Here is a 14586-nt window from a genome sequence, read left to right on the forward strand (position 1 = left end):
GAATGTGACCGGCCAGACGTGCCTGTGCCTGATCGGGCCGATATCCCTAGATATAAGTCATGTGATCTTTGGCTCACGGGGCGCAAAACTGTGTGCGACGCGTATTCTGAAAGCGTGAAAAACTCTAGTCAGACAACGTGTTCATGCCGTGAATTGGACTCGGTCAAGCTCAGTTACGCTCAGTGCTGCCAGCGCTTTCATGACGGACGGGCGGACGGTTCGGTATTGCCTGAAACCGCTGAAGAACTGATGCGTTCGCGCTACAGCGGATTTGTGCTGGGCCTGGTTCCCTATCTTCTGGCCACCTGGCATGAGAGTACTCGCCCTCAAGAATTGGATTTGGACCCCCAGATGCGCTGGGCGGGTTTAGAAATCCTGTCCACTCGTGCTGGTGGTGCTCAGGCCACCCGTGGTGTTGTGGAATTTGCCGCGCACTATGTTGATGGGGGCAATGCAGCTGCGCAACATGAGGTGAGCACCTTTGTCCGCGAAGCTGATGCTTGGTTTTACGTTAACGCCCTGTGAGCTTTAGCGGCGGCTAGCAGTCTGCAGCATGGTTAACATCTGCGTCTGCTGGCGATCACGGGCCATCTTGAAAGCGTCGGCTCCGGTACGGTCTTTGAGTCGTGGATCTGCGCCGTTGGCAACCAACAACTCGGCGATATTCACTGAACTCTTGGTGCCTTGGCCCAGCACGATAGTTTCATGCAAGGCAGTCCAACCCAGATCATTCACGTGGTCAATGTTGATGTTAGTGCGCAACAGAATTCGTACGGCCGCAACCTGGCCGTTTTCGCTGGCCACAGTCAAGGCGCTGCCACCCATCCGATTGACCTCTTGGACGTTGGCGCCGCCCTTGATAAACATCTGCAGCGCACCGGTTTGACCGTTAGCGCTGGCGCGTAAGAACGGGGATTCCTGGTAATTGTCCTTGATGTTCGGGTTGGAGCCGGCATCAAAGAGTGTCTTGATGATGGGCTCATTTTTGGCAATGACTGCCTGCATCAGTGCCGTGCGTCCGGAGCCATCTTTGACTGCCAAATTAACGCCGGACTTCAGGACCTTTTTGACGCCCTTCAGATTATTGGCCTTGATGGCAGCAAATAGCTTGCTTGATTCGGCGGGAAGAGCCGCCACGGTGGATTCCACTGATTTCAGAGTCTCGCCGGATCCGGCTCCGGAAGCCAAAGGTGAGAGGGTGCTCTGCGAACTTGCACTACTTGGGGTGGCGCTAGCTGTAGCAATTGCTGAAGCAACAGTTGCTGGAGCACTAGTGGCTGCGGGGGTAGCTGACGGTGTGGCCGCCGTGCTTTGAACTGGTGCCTGCGAAGCGGAACTAGACGGTAGCGCTGAGGATTTTGAAGCTGTCGAAGATTCTTGAGCGACGGTTGGAGCTGGCGTGGCACTGGAGGCACTAGGGGCGTTGCTTGCCGAAGGGCTGCTGGACTGCGTTCCTTGGGCTTGCGGTGAGGACGGGGCGCAACCAGTGAATGCACCGATCGCGGCTGCCAATGGAAGCGCAATTAACGCGATGCCACGGCGGCGCGTGGAGAGCCCGGTTAGAAGTGCCATCTGTCCTTTCGCGGTTTCGGCAACCGTTTCCCATGACAATTAATGCCAATAGGGGATTTCGCTTGGAAACTTTCGATTTCCTTTGTGAGCATATCGGCTGAAGCTGAAAATTTACGGTCAATCAGCGCCAAAAATTCTTGGCGTTTGTTGTAGCAGATCTTCGCTAAAATCGTAGACATCATGGAATGCCTCTACTTTTCTGCCTCCCGTTGCCGCTCATGCACACAAATGACGGTTCCTTATGCCCGCCAGTTGCAAGCAAAAGTTGAGGATTGCCAACATCTGCTTGCCGACTTTGACACACTGAAATTCTTGCCCGCTCAACCAAGCAATGAACAGGGCTTCCGCAATAAAGCCAAAATGGTCATCTCCGGAACGACCCAGGCTCCGACCATCGGCATCCTCGATACCGAGGGGCACGGCGTGGACCTGCGCAACTGTGGCGTCATTGCGCCAACCTTGCGCACACTGTTGCCGGTGATTGAGCGATTCATCAAAGAACTCAAACTCATCCCTTATGACGTTCCCAAGCGCAAGGGTGAGCTCAAGCATGTAATCCTCACACTTTCGGACACCGGAGCGGTGATGGTGCGTTGGGTCTTGCGCACAAAGAAGCACTTTGTGGCCTTGCGCGATTCGCTGCCACAATTCTTGGAACTGTTGCCGCACCACAGTGTGGTTTCGGTGAACTTCCTTCCGGAGCACAAGGCAGTGCTGGAAGGTGAGGAAGAAATTATCCTTACCCGTCGCACCACCTTGGAATTTGGGCTCAACGGTGTGCCAATGCATCTGCGTCCACAAGGTTTCTTCCAAACCAATACCGAGATCGCTGCGGCCCTGTATCGTCAGGCACGCCAATGGATTGATGACGTTGAACCTGAAAGCGTGTGGGACCTGTATAGCGGAGTCGGTGGCTTTGCCCTGCATACCGCTGGCGAAGGCCGCACCGTCTACGGAATTGAAACTAGCGAAGAGGCAGTTGCTGCCGCAAAGATCAGCGCTGAATCAATGGGTTTCACCGATGCGCACTTTGTTGTCTCAGATGCCACCGAGTTTGCACTGAACGCAGGCTGGGCCCCGGACGCAGTGATTGTGAACCCACCGCGACGAGGGATCTCAGCTGAACTTTCGCAGTGGCTGAACAAATCTGATGTGCAGCACCTGATCTATTCCAGCTGCAATGCCAAGTCCTTGGCCCGGGACCTTGAGCGTCTAGAAAACTACACGCCTCGGGTGGCCCGTGTAATGGACATGTTCCCGCAGACTGACCACTACGAAGTCATGGTCAAGCTGGAGCGCAAGAGCTCCTAGCGGTCCAAGGTGGCGGTGCGTCGGTCCAAGCGGACAACAATCTCGTCCACCAAATGCGGATCAATATTCGGTTCGCGGCGAGCCTTGAGCAACTCGTCGCGGGCCGCTTCCAAGGCAATGGCCTGGATCGAATCTGCCTTGGCGATCACGGCGCGAATCTGAGTGTATTTTTCATCAGAGATCGCATCGTGCGGGTCCGGATCTTTAGACAAGATTGAATGCAATGAGTTCATGCGGCGGCGTACTGCCTGCTGGTAGTTCTCCGGTAACTCCTGCAAGTCAACGTTCTTGCGCAGCGTTGACATTGCAACAGCTTCAGCGCGACGGGCCAAAGCACGACGAGCACGTTTGGTGTCCTGCTCGTTATTGCGCAGCTTCAGTACACGCATGAGAGCTGGAAGGGTCAGACCTGGCACCACCAAGGTGCACAGCAATACCGCGCACGCGGTCACCACAACAAAGTTGCGTTCTTCGATGACCGTTCCGTCGGCTCGTACATGAGGTAGCGCCAAGGCGAGGGCCAAGGTTGCCAGACCGCGCATGCCACACCAGGTGAGTACCAGTGAGTCCTTGCGTGCGGGGATTTTGGCCTTGCTGCGGTTAGGCAAATAATACGTGCCGAACATCCACAGTGCACGTATCGCGATTACTACGAAACAGATGGCGGCAATACCCGGGATGTAGCCAATCAGGTTGCTGCCTTCCTCCTGAATAACCTGGTTCATTTCGATGCCCATCAAGCCGAAGGCCAGACCGGTGGCGAGCAGTTCCAGTACTTCCCAGAAGGCCTGACGGGTCAAGCGTTCCGCCGAGTCCTGAGGACGGTCACGACGAACCATTTCCAGGGCGGTGACCACCACTGCAATAACCCCTGAGACATGGACTTCTTCAGCGATCATGTACACCGCGTAGGGGGCCACCAAGGTGGCGGCGCTACGTGCGGCCAGGTTAGGAACAAAGCGGTTCAGCGCACCAATAGCCCAACCCATGGCTAGACCCAAGACCACTGCACCAGCAGCACCGATGACAAACTGTGGGATGAGCTCCAGCCCGACACTTGAGTTATCCACGGTGGCTTGAACAGCCAACTGGAAGATCACGATAGCCATGGCATCGTTGAACAGACCCTCGGTTTCCAGCAACGAAGTTAATCGTCGTGGCATTTTTACCTTCGTCGCAATGGCGTCCACTGCTACCGGGTCAGGCGGGGCAACAATCGCGCCCAAAGCCAGTGCCAATGGGATCGAAACGACGGGGGTGAAGGCCATGGCTGTGGCCGCGACCGTACCCGCAGTGACCACAATGAGCACTACCGCTAGCCGGATCAGGGCTTTCCACCGAAGTCGGAAGACCGACCAGCTGCTTCGCTGCGCTGTGGCAAAGAGCAGAGGCGGTAGGAATATTGGCAGGATCAGTTCTGGTTCGATATGCATTTCGGGCATGAACGGGAGGAAGCCCGCCAGCGACGCGAATATCAACATCAGGATCGGGTAAGGCAGTTTAATGCGTTCTCCGACACCGACGATCAGAATAGTGGCGAACAATAATCCGATGACCAGAAGGAAAAAATCCATAGTCTTCTAATTGTAGTAGATTCTTGCAACTAATTTGTGGTTTGTTTCCCTCATGTACCGGAATCCAAGAGGAATTTTGCTGCGTCCCATTGGCTAATCAAGCAGCCGTCGGATCGGGAGAATTCGAGGTTTACCGCTTGTCCGCGCAACAGTCCAGAGACCTGGGCGCGTTGCGGCCCACCGTAAATTTGGGTACAGACTTTAGTGGGGTTGGGCGAGGAATTTACTAGGGTAGTTAACTTTTCCAAAGAAGCACAGGCAGCCAAAGCATCGGGCAGAGTGCTGGTATTGGTGGCCTTTTCCCCATTGCAGTCCAGGGTGTGCTGGGCGGTAACTTTTTCACCGTCGGCACGGAAGATGATTTTCAGTTGAGTTTGCGCAGAAGGTTGCTGTGGCGCTGAGCAAGAAGTCGCCACCAAGATCAGTACGACGATGAATCCATGGATTAGAACCCGACTAGGGCGAGTATTGGTGCCCATAAAAACATTGTGCTCCGTGACCCTAACCAAGATCTAGTCTTGGACGATAAGCGGTAGGTTGTTGGCGACTTCCAGCAGTCTAAGACGCAGCACATCAGCCCTATCGGCAAATTGTTTTTGCAGCCGAACGTATTCGGCTTTTCCGCTAGGAGTCTCGATACGAATCGGCTCATGGCCCCAGTCGCCCAGGTCATAGGGAGAAGCTTGCATGTCCATGGTGCGGATATCCCATGCGAGTTCAAAACAATCCATAACCAAGTCGCTAGGCACGGCTGGGGAGAGCTTATAGGCCCACTTGTAGAGGTCCATGTTGGCGTGCAGGCAACCGGGCTGTTCCAGGTCGCGTTGAGTTTCGCGGGTGGGCTGTAGCTCGTTGAGGCCCACTGCTTGTGGCGTATAAAAACGGAAGGCATCAAAGTGCGTGCAACGAATTTTTTCGGTTTCCACTACTTCGTCGGTAGCCGCTGCGCCCAAGCGCAGGGGTAGGTACTCATGACGGATGCCATTAACCTCAGATTTGTAGGCCATGGCCCATTCGTGCAAGCCGAAGCACGCAAAATTTCCGGCCCGTTCCGAGGTGCCAGCCAGAATTACTCGGGCAAAATCTATGGCCCGGGCACGTGCCTGAACAAAGGCCTGTGCATCAAACTCGTAGCCGGTGCCCGAGGCGGTTTGAACCGGTCGATAGAACTTCCAATCAGCACGCTGTTGAGCCTGCTCCCCGCTGAGCACAACATTCATTCCTGGATGCCAGCGATACAGCTGACCCGGCTTTTGCGTGTAATAAGTGAAAAGAAAGTCCTCAATCGGATGCTTCTTTCCCTTCATGCGTCGGTCTACAAATGGTTCACCGAAGGCACGCGCGCGGGCCTCATGGTGGTTGGCCAAGGGCGTCCACTGTGAGGCTTCCAAAATGGTGGCGGTAACGGGCATACTTCTCATTATTCAATTCATCGCTCGGTGAGACCACTTTGGTACGCCAACTCACACCAACCTCAGGAGTAGGCCATGGATGATTTTCCTGTTTGGGAACCGCCAGTGTTTGCTAGCGAAGAGCTGCACCTATTTGCCATGCTTGATCGGTTGCGGGTGACTTTTAGGTACAAGGCTGACGGGCTGCAGATCACGCAATTAACTGCACAACTGCCCAATAGTGCCTTGAGCCTTGGCGGTCTGCTCCAACACCTTGCAGCAGTAGAGGATGAGAAATTCACTTATCTCATTGCACAAAAGCGTCCCGAAGTGTTGCTGGAACTCACCGCTCAGGGACACGATCCATTTGCTGTAGACAGCTCTCAAACAGCTGAAAATCTCTATGAACTCTATGACCAAGCGGTGGCCAATAGTCGAATGATCACGCAACAGATCCTCGAGAACAACCTGTTGGATACCGAATCAGCCCTGGATTTTGAAGGACAATTTTTGTCGGTACGTCGGATCGTTTGCGACTTGATTGAAGAGTACGGCCGGCATACCGGACACGCTGATTTACTGCGGGAAGCCATCGACGGCAGGGTGGATGAAGATCCGCCGCAGGATTTTCTCCCCTCATGGTTTGACGCTTAAAAATGCGGCGTCCCGCAGTGCTCAAGATTGAGGACTGCGGGACGTCGCTTTTGAACTAATTACTGTCTGCGGGCATTAGCCCATGTGGATTGCTCCGAAGATCACACCGGTGGCAAGCATAACCAAGGCCACAACCAATGCGCGCCACAATACCTTCTTGTGGTGATCGCCCAGATCTACGCGAGAGAGCGATACCAGCAGCAAGATGGCAGGAACCAGTGGGGACTGCATGTGTACCGGCTGGCCGGTGATCGAGGCGCGAGCCATGTCTACGGCTGGAACACCGAAGTGTGCACCGGCTTCGGTGAGCACTGGCAGGATGCCGAAGTAGAAGGCGTCGTTGCTCATCAGGAAGGTGGCCGGGATGGAGATCAAACCGGTGATAACTGCCATGTATGGGCCCATGGAGTCAGGGATGATATCAACCAGCCACTGGCTCATGGCATCAACCATGCCGGTGCCGGAGAGCACGCCGGTGAGTACTGCTGCACCGAGAACCATGGAGACCACAGCGATGATTTCGCTGGAGTGCGCTGCAATCATCTTCACCTGGTCGGAGACCTTCGGGAAGTTCACTACCAAGGCAACTGCGGTACCAACCATGAACAGGTAGGACAGTGGAAGAACGTCAACAACCAGCAACACCATGATGGCTACGGTGAGCACCAAGTTGAAGTAGAAAGTCTTTGGACGCAGGGTCTCGCGGTTTGGATCCAGTACGGTGCCGTTCATCGTGGCAGCTTCTGAACCATCCCCCTTGCGGGCTACAGCTTCAAGGACAGCAAGGTTTCCACCGGATGACGAAGTGCCAGCTGGTGAGGTGCCACCGGTTGGGGAGCTCATGTTGCCGCCACCGAATTCGGTGCCCCAGAGCTCTGGGCGTTCACGCTGCAAGCGACGGCGTTCAGCAACGCCCATCTGCCATGCGAACAGGGCAATAACAACCAGTGCGACACCCAAGGAAGGAAGCATTGGAACAAAGACGTCAGCTGCATCAACCTTTAGCGCTGCGGCAGCACGAGCGGTTGGGCCGCCCCAAGGAACGATGTTCAGCGTGCCGTTGGTCAAACCTGCAACGCAGGTCAGTACTACTGGGCTCAGGCCCAGACGCTGGTAGATCGGCAGCAGGGCTGCGGTGACCACGATGAAGGTGGTGGAGCCGTCACCATCTAGCGAGATGACTGCGGTGAGCAGCGAGGTGCCCATAACTACCTTGGCCGGGTCATTGCCTACAAGCTTTTGAATGCCAGCAACCAGGCGGTCAAAGAGGCCAACATCGATCATGATGCCGAAGTACATGATGGCAAACATCAGCAGTGCTGCGGTGCCGGACATGTCCTTGATGGAGTCCATGATCATGTCGCCCAGGCCGAAGCCGGCGCCGGTGAACAAACCGAAGATGGTTGGGACGAGAATCAATGCCAGAAGTGGCGTCATGCGTTTTGTCATGATCAGCGCCATAAAGGTGGCGACCATGAGGAATCCGAGTGCAACAAGCATTGCCCCGACCTCCATTTCGGTGAGTGGTACGTCTTTGTGTCACCCAGAAGTTCAGGGCACCAGTCAAAAGTACGTGGCGGGGCTCACGTTGCGCGCCTTGTGCTGATTATTGAACGCTTAAGTTCTTAACCATCTTTTTGCTCTTTAAAATCGCGTTGGCTCTTCAGTGCGTCTATGCTGGGTGGCATGTTCCGTTCTGGCCCTCGCTCGAGGCATTTTGCATCGCGCATTATGCGTTTGCAGTTCCTTGTTGTTGGTGTACTCATCGTGCTGGTCACCGCCGGAACGCTTTATGCCAGTTATGACCGGGTGTATTCGCGCGCCGAAGACACCTCGCTGACCATCGCTAGATCTGTCGCGGTACTTCCGGAAGTTGTTGACGAGGTGAACCGCTACTCGGCGATGGAAGACCTTGATGAAAAAGAGCTATCCAACGGGAAATTGCAGCAGCTGGCCAATGCCATTCTGGAACAAAAACAGGCGTACTTTGTGGTGATTACCGAGGACCGCGGACTGCGCCTGAGTCATCCCAATCCAGCAGAAATAGGCCAGATGGTTTCCACCGATCCGGTGGCACTGGACGGAATCGAAGCGGTGTCTAGGGAGCATGGCACCTTGGGCGAATCGGTGCGCGCCAAGGTCCCTATCCATGGCGGATCCGGCCAGATCATCGGCGAGGTTTCGGTGGGCGTGACCACCCAGTCACTGACCGGTGCACTCTTACAATCGTTTAGCTGGATCGTGCTCTTTGCCCTCTTGGCTGCCGGGCTGGCCACGGTGGCCGGACGGATCACCGTGCGCCGACTCAAACGCCAGACGCTGGGACTTGAACCGACCGAAATTGCCCAGCTGGTCCGTGATCAGCAGGCGGTGCTCTACGGTGTGACCGAAGGCGTGATGGGCATCGGCGTTGACCGACGGATCACCGTGCGCAACAAAGCGGCCCGGCAACTTTTGGGCCTGCCACATCGCACCGAACTCGAAGACGTAGTTGGGCGGCACTTTGAATCTGCTGGTCTGGACCGACGGTTGGTCAAGGCCATTAAAGAACGAGATCCGGCCCCGGTGCGCCTGGAAGCCAACGGCAATTCACTGGTTGCCCGAGTAAACGAGGTGAACCGTGACGGACTGGATTTGGGGCAGGTGGTGCTGCTCCATGATGTCACCACCATCGAGGCCCTGGGCACCAAGCTGGATGCGGTTCAAGATATGGCTGATGCCTTGCGTGCTCAGCGCCATGAGTTCGCCAACCGTATGCACGCGGTATTGGGACTTATTGATTTGGGCAAAATTGAGCAGGCCGAAGCCTACCTGCGTGAAGTGATGGAAACCGGGCCGAAGATCGCACAGGTGCCCGGACTGGAAGCGATCCAAGACGCCTATCTTTCGGCATTTATCTCGGCCAAGGCGGTCCGTGCTCACGAACAGGGCATCAAATTGCGGGTGTCGAGTCAATCGATGCTCTTTGGCCAGATCGCCTCGGCTCATGATGCTCAAGACGCCACCGCGGTGCTGGGCAATCTGCTAGACAACGCCTTTACCGCGGCCTTGCGCGGTAGCGGAGAGCCGTGGGTGGAAATTGATTTGCTCTCCGAGGCGACAACGCTGCACCTGGCGGTGGCAGATTCCGGTCCCGGCATCACCACCACGGAAGACATTTTTGCCCGGGATGTCAGTACCGGATCGCATCTAGGCAATGAACATGGGCGCGGGGTCGGGTTGCCCTTGATCAAGCGACTGGCACAGGCCCGCAGTGGGGATGTCTGGATTGCTGATCCGGGCAACGGCACCGACGGCGCGGTGTTTGCCGCCCGATTGCCTGCGGTACTGGTGGAACCTTCCACCCCAGAGAACAACAACAAGACTGAAGGAGCGTAGTGATGAGCGAAAACGCCAATGGAAACTATCAAGTCATGATCGTCGATGACGACTTTCGTGTAGGTGCCCTCCACGCAGAGATGGTCAATTCCATTCCGGGTTTCCAAGCTTTGGAACCAGTCCAAGACCCGCGCACGGTACCCAAACTTGTCACTACGCTTAAGCCTGACTTGTTACTCTTGGACCTGTACTTGCCACATGTCAGTGGCATTGAGCTGCTGCGTGAACTGGACGTAGATGCCATCATGATCTCGGCGGCCACCGAGCCAAAAAACATTGACAAAGCCATTCGGCACGGCGCCCTGGCATTTATTATCAAGCCTTTTGACGCTAAAACTTTGAGCGCCAAACTCAAAGGGTGGGCACGGTATCGACGTCAACTCACCGGTGTGACTGAATTTAATCAGCAGGGTGTTGACCGACTCTTCAGAGCCTTGCAAGGCAGTGAAGAAACAGCCCCGAGTGTGGGTGCTGCTCCCACCGAACAGGCGGTGCTCAACTGCGTGAAGGAAGCAGCTGAACCAATGAGTGTGGCCGAGGTGGCAGAAGCCGTAGGCGTTGCACGAGCTACTGCCCAGCGTTATCTCGCTGCCCTGGTAGCCAACGAATCCTTGGAGCTGCAGTTGGGCTACGGGACCCGAGGCCGTCCCGAGCATCGCTACGTGGCACGCTAGAAACGTGGATTAGGTAGCGTCCCAGATACGTGATGACGGTTGCCGCTAACAAGGCAATCCTGCCTTTGGCTGATCTGAATACTAGATGTTGAGGGTCAGGTTAGCACTCAGCGTAACTGAACTGTCCGTAGTGCGAATCCTCTAGCGCGTAGCTGAAACTGATCCGGCATCAATAAGCTTCGGAGACAAGTAATCAGTGTTGTCAATGATGAAGGTGGCGCGTTCCCACGGTTTGGCGGCTTCGAAGTACTGTCGCTGGCCGCCGACGTATCGATTCATCGTTGGATGCTCGGGGTCTGGATTGCTGCCGTTGCGAACTGCCATCCGAGCGGCAGTTTCTATGAATGGGACGTCGAGGAACATTGAGCAATCCCAGTGTGAAACTAGTTCGTCACGGTGGAGGAACATGCCTTCAACTATGATGAGTGCATTTGATGGGGCCAGTGCCTTGTCAGCCAACCTGAACTTGTCCATTTGAACGTCGTATGAAGCCGGCGAATACTGTCCGTTGCCGTTGGCCTTGAGTGGTTCTAACACGTGGTCTATCAACGAATGATAGTCATAGGTGTCTTCCCAGAAGCCTTTGGGGGAGGAGCGCCCCCGGGCATGACGGATTGAAGCTGGATTCAGAAAATTGTCTACGTGGATGATGATGACAGGCCGTTCATTGATCTCCGCTATGAGGTTAGCTGCGAAAGATGTTTTGCCGCTGCCGTCCACACCGTCGATCGCCACTAGTCTGCGTCCTGGCCCGACGTTGTCGAGAACTCTTTCTGCCAATGACTTCATGAACTTCTTCATGGACTCATTTTCCATGAAATCAGCTGAAGATAAGTGCCGGATTACGGATGCGCTGAGAGCCGAGTGCAATGAACGAAACCCTACTTTGGCTCCTCCCCGCTTTTTGCCCAGCTGAGCATCGCGGAACGAAGATGCTCTGGGGTTAGCATGAACTTCGGTGTTAGCTCTTCCCAACCTGGCTGCTTAACTTGGCGACTGTATCCTGCGTGGGTCGCATCAATAGCGTGCTCCTCATCGAGACCAGACCCCTCGGTTCCCGTGAGGCTCAGGTGATACATCCATGCTGAACCATCAGCTTCCTCATGGCGGAAGGTCGCTTCAAAAACTGCACGTTGAGCAGGTATTGATGCGAGGCACTCATCGTATCTATCGTTGAGAACGGACATCCATTCTTCAAACTTTTCTTCTTGGCCTTCAACGCTCTTTGAGCGGCTGAGCTCGAGACGTAACCCCTCTGGCACGGACAGTGGCATCAGGTGCCCCGGGAAGTCGCGTGGTTCGGGACGAAATGGGATGGCTGGGTAGTTGTTATCCATGACAGAATCCTGCCAGATACGCGCACCGGAAACCTTGATTGAACCAGTTCGTCGACTAGCCTCGCAGGATAAATGCTCCGCGGGATTCCGTAAATCACCGAGCATCTAGTCCACGTTCTGTACTGAAATAATGTCCTTCTCGAATCTGAGTACCGGATGCCATGTCGAGTCAGGCCCGAATTCAATGATTCCGCGTTCGCGGTAACCGAGCCCTTCATAGTATCTACGTAGATTGTCGTTTGTTGCGACGCAGTCCAGTCGGGCAACAGCACGACCGCTGCCTCGAATTTTTTCTTCCGCCCATTTCAAGATAGCCTGACCAATCCTTTGCCCGGATAGAGAACGATCAACCATCAGGCCGTGGATATATGCCGCAGCTGGATTGCGGTCAGGCCAAATGAGGTCGTCAGTATTTGTTAGGCGTACGGCGGCTGTGACATCTTGTGCGTCGGTGCGAATCCACCATTCAGCAAGGCTGATTTGTTCTGCAACGTCGCTAACGGGGAGTTCTCCTGGTGACCATTGCTGAATCGACTGTTCCTGTTGCCAAAGAGCTAAAGAGTCGCGAAGTTCAACGATTCCATTTGCTGATGAGCGAGTGGCACGATGCAGCGAAGCTAGCGTATCCATGCATTGAATTGTCGCATGTGACCAGCAGGCAGAGTGACTTCGGACCACCTCCAATGACGCCGAACTTCAATGAGCGTCTAACCGGCAAGTGCACTGCTTCACCGCTGAAACAGCGCCGTGAGGGGTGTGCCCGGAATGCCATTTTGGAGAGTCCCGTGAGCCGGTCGTCTTACGGGACAGGCGTCGATCTGACTCGTGATGATTTCATGACTGCGAATTCTCAAAAGTTTTGATTTCCCGTACACCCCGCCGGATAGAATTCTCGGAGTAGGGGCCCATTCAATACAAGCTGTGACACCATGTGAGCTTGGCATTTGAAGAAGGTGCTTTCAAGCGATCTAGCCCAGCGAGTTTTCGGTGCAGCGGTCGCTAGGATAATTTCTCTTTGTATTCATCTCAGCTCAAGGAAGCGGCTGAATTAGTCATGAACACTGAATTCCATGACTAATATTTCGCGTCGAAATTTGCTGACCGGCGCCTTGGGCGCAGGAGCCCTAGGCCTCGTTGGGCCCACCGGTGCCGCTCTGGCCTCTAGCAGCCCACGCTTGGTCCGTTCACGTTTGGGACTCACCAGTGGTTTCTCCATGGGTGACGTTTCCACCAACAGCGCGGTACTCTGGGCCCGCAGTTCTGGTGAAGGCCGACTGCGCGCACAGTTGCGTGCCGTGGATGAAACCGGACAGATCATTCGCGGTCGGGGATCCTTCGCCCGCACCCTAAGAGGTGCCCAGGCTACCGAGGCGAGCGACTTCACCGCAAAAATCAGTGCCGCCCATCTGCCAGCTGGAACACGCTTCTCGGTAAGCATCGGTTTTGAAGATGAGAACGGAACCGTAGGTGAAACCGAACAGGGCTGGTTTAGCACCGCACCATCCCTCAACGGCCGCCGCAACCATGAGGCTGCCCGAGCGCAAAGCTTCGTTTGGTCGGGCGACACCGCCGGTCAGGGCTGGGGCATCAATGAGGAAATCGGAGGCATGCGTGCCTACGCCGCGATGCACGCCACCAAGCCTGACTTCTTTGTGCACAGTGGTGACACGATCTACGCTGACGGTCCGATCCTTGCCGAGGTTAAAGAAGCCGATGGCCAGATTTGGCGCAACCTAGTGACTGAAGAAGTTTCCAAGGTTGCCGAAACTTTGGCCGAATACCGTGGGCGCCACCGCTACAACATGATGGACGCTAACGTGCGGGCGATGTATGCACAAGTCCCTGTCATCGCGCAGTGGGATGACCATGAAACGCACAACAACTGGTGGCCGGGGGAGACCATCACTGATGAGCGTTACACCGTGCGTGATATCAATACCTTGGCATCCCGAGGACGCCAAGCGTGGCAGGAATATCAGCCCATCGCTGATCCTCGTGCTTTGCGCGGTGGCACCGGTTTTGAAGCTGCACGAATTTACCGCAAGATTTCCCGCGGTCCGGCCTTGGACTTGTTCGCATTGGATATGCGCACCTTCAAGTCAGAGAACACCGCTGGCATGGAGTCAAAGGAAACTGCGATCCTCGGTGAAAAACAGCTGAGCTGGTTGGTCGACGGGCTAAGCCAGTCCAAGGCGACCTGGAAAGTCATCCTCAATGATCTGCCTCTGGGCATCATCGTTCCTGACGGCAAGGCACAAGAATCCATTGCTAACGCTGATCACGGTGCCCCGTTGGGTCGAGAACTGGAATTGGCGCGACTGCTCAAAGCCATTAAAGACCGTGACATCAAGAACGTCGTCTTCCTGACCGCGGATGTGCACTACTGCGCGGCACACCACTACTCGCCTGAGCGAGCGGCCTTCAGCGACTTTAACGAGTTCTGGGAATTTGTTGCCGGCCCGGTTAACGCCGGTTTCTTCGGCCCTAACAAGATGGACGGAACTTTTGGGCCGAAGGTGGACTTCGCTCTGGCCGGTACCGTCGCTAACCAGTCACCTCGCGATGGCAAGAGCCAGTTCTTTGGACATGTTGATCTGGATGATCAAGACATGTTTACCGTCAGCCTGCGCAACGGGTTGGGCGAAACTGTCTACTCCAAAACTTTGGAACCAGCCAAGTAATCGAAATATCCGCT

At 55.3% G+C, this 14586-nt stretch carries 14 protein-coding genes; 6 read left to right on the forward strand and 8 right to left on the reverse strand.

Going from position 1 to position 14586, the window contains the following annotated elements; all coding sequences use genetic code 11:
• Nucleotides 1-114 precede the first annotated feature (114 nt).
• Nucleotides 115-525 (forward strand): YchJ family protein, encoded by a 411-nt coding sequence (locus AC1Z3F_RS15475; RefSeq protein WP_131090549.1) that lies wholly within the window; start codon nt 115-117, stop codon nt 523-525.
• 3 nt (nt 526-528) lie between these two features.
• On the opposite strand, the gene AC1Z3F_RS15480 is transcribed toward AC1Z3F_RS15475, so the two are convergent.
• The gene (locus AC1Z3F_RS15480) at nt 529-1572 is read right to left on the reverse strand and encodes an ankyrin repeat domain-containing protein (protein WP_131090548.1); all 1044 of its coding nucleotides are present in this window, start codon (nt 1570-1572) and stop codon (nt 529-531) included.
• A gap of 180 nt (nt 1573-1752) precedes the next feature.
• Here AC1Z3F_RS15480 and rlmD point away from each other — a divergent pair, with 180 nt between their 5' ends.
• The gene (rlmD, locus tag AC1Z3F_RS15485; RefSeq protein WP_131090547.1) at nt 1753-2883 is read left to right on the forward strand and encodes a 23S rRNA (uracil(1939)-C(5))-methyltransferase RlmD; all 1131 of its coding nucleotides are present in this window, start codon (nt 1753-1755) and stop codon (nt 2881-2883) included.
• Here rlmD and AC1Z3F_RS15490 read toward each other — a convergent pair.
• The 3 genes from AC1Z3F_RS15490 to AC1Z3F_RS15500 are packed head-to-tail and all read right to left on the reverse strand — an operon-like array spanning nt 2880 to nt 5869.
• On the reverse strand, nt 2880-4457 hold the full coding sequence (locus AC1Z3F_RS15490) for a cation:proton antiporter (RefSeq protein WP_131090546.1): 1578 nt from the start codon (nt 4455-4457) through the stop codon (nt 2880-2882). The genes rlmD and AC1Z3F_RS15490 overlap by 4 nt on opposite strands.
• 50 nt (nt 4458-4507) lie before the next feature.
• On the reverse strand, nt 4508-4936 hold the full coding sequence (locus AC1Z3F_RS15495) for a hypothetical protein (RefSeq protein WP_131090545.1): 429 nt from the start codon (nt 4934-4936) through the stop codon (nt 4508-4510).
• Between the two features lie 33 nt (nt 4937-4969).
• Entirely contained in the window at nt 4970-5869 is a 900-nt protein-coding gene (locus tag AC1Z3F_RS15500) for a 3-methyladenine DNA glycosylase (RefSeq protein WP_131090544.1), read from the reverse strand.
• 75 nt (nt 5870-5944) lie between these two features.
• Between AC1Z3F_RS15500 and AC1Z3F_RS15505 the strand changes: the two genes are divergently transcribed.
• Nucleotides 5945-6502, forward strand: a complete 558-nt coding sequence (locus tag AC1Z3F_RS15505) for a mycothiol transferase (RefSeq protein WP_483566193.1) — start codon at nt 5945-5947, stop codon at nt 6500-6502.
• 75 nt (nt 6503-6577) lie between these two features.
• Here the strand turns inward: AC1Z3F_RS15505 and AC1Z3F_RS15510 are convergent, their stop codons facing one another.
• On the reverse strand, nt 6578-8002 hold the full coding sequence (locus AC1Z3F_RS15510) for a CitMHS family transporter (RefSeq protein ID WP_131090542.1): 1425 nt from the start codon (nt 8000-8002) through the stop codon (nt 6578-6580).
• 231 nt (nt 8003-8233) lie between these two features.
• Between AC1Z3F_RS15510 and AC1Z3F_RS15515 the strand changes: the two genes are divergently transcribed.
• On the forward strand, nt 8234-9880 hold the full coding sequence (locus AC1Z3F_RS15515; protein ID WP_483566194.1) for a sensor histidine kinase: 1647 nt from the start codon (nt 8234-8236) through the stop codon (nt 9878-9880).
• Nucleotides 9881-9882: 2 nt separating this feature from the next.
• Nucleotides 9883-10554 carry a response regulator gene (locus tag AC1Z3F_RS15520; protein WP_131090540.1) on the forward strand — a complete coding sequence of 224 codons (672 nt, stop codon included), beginning with the start codon at nt 9883-9885 and terminating at the stop codon, nt 10552-10554.
• 141 nt (nt 10555-10695) lie between these two features.
• Here AC1Z3F_RS15520 and AC1Z3F_RS15525 read toward each other — a convergent pair whose 3' ends face one another.
• The 3 genes from AC1Z3F_RS15525 to AC1Z3F_RS15535 form a co-directional block, all read right to left on the reverse strand.
• Nucleotides 10696-11370 (reverse strand): nucleoside/nucleotide kinase family protein, encoded by a 675-nt coding sequence (locus AC1Z3F_RS15525; protein ID WP_207306533.1) that lies wholly within the window; start codon nt 11368-11370, stop codon nt 10696-10698.
• A gap of 65 nt (nt 11371-11435) precedes the next feature.
• Nucleotides 11436-11891 carry a DUF6176 family protein gene (locus tag AC1Z3F_RS15530; RefSeq protein ID WP_131090538.1) on the reverse strand — a complete coding sequence of 152 codons (456 nt, stop codon included), beginning with the start codon at nt 11889-11891 and terminating at the stop codon, nt 11436-11438.
• A gap of 105 nt (nt 11892-11996) precedes the next feature.
• Nucleotides 11997-12521: a GNAT family N-acetyltransferase gene (locus AC1Z3F_RS15535; protein WP_131090537.1), complete on the reverse strand. Its 525-nt coding sequence runs from the start codon at nt 12519-12521 to the stop codon at nt 11997-11999.
• A gap of 440 nt (nt 12522-12961) precedes the next feature.
• On the opposite strand from AC1Z3F_RS15535, the gene AC1Z3F_RS15540 reads away from it, so the two are divergent.
• Nucleotides 12962-14572 (forward strand): alkaline phosphatase D family protein, encoded by a 1611-nt coding sequence (locus AC1Z3F_RS15540; RefSeq protein WP_483566195.1) that lies wholly within the window; start codon nt 12962-12964, stop codon nt 14570-14572.
• Nucleotides 14573-14586: the final 14 nt, after the last annotated feature.

Source organism: Glutamicibacter sp. MOO4, from assembly GCF_056934395.1.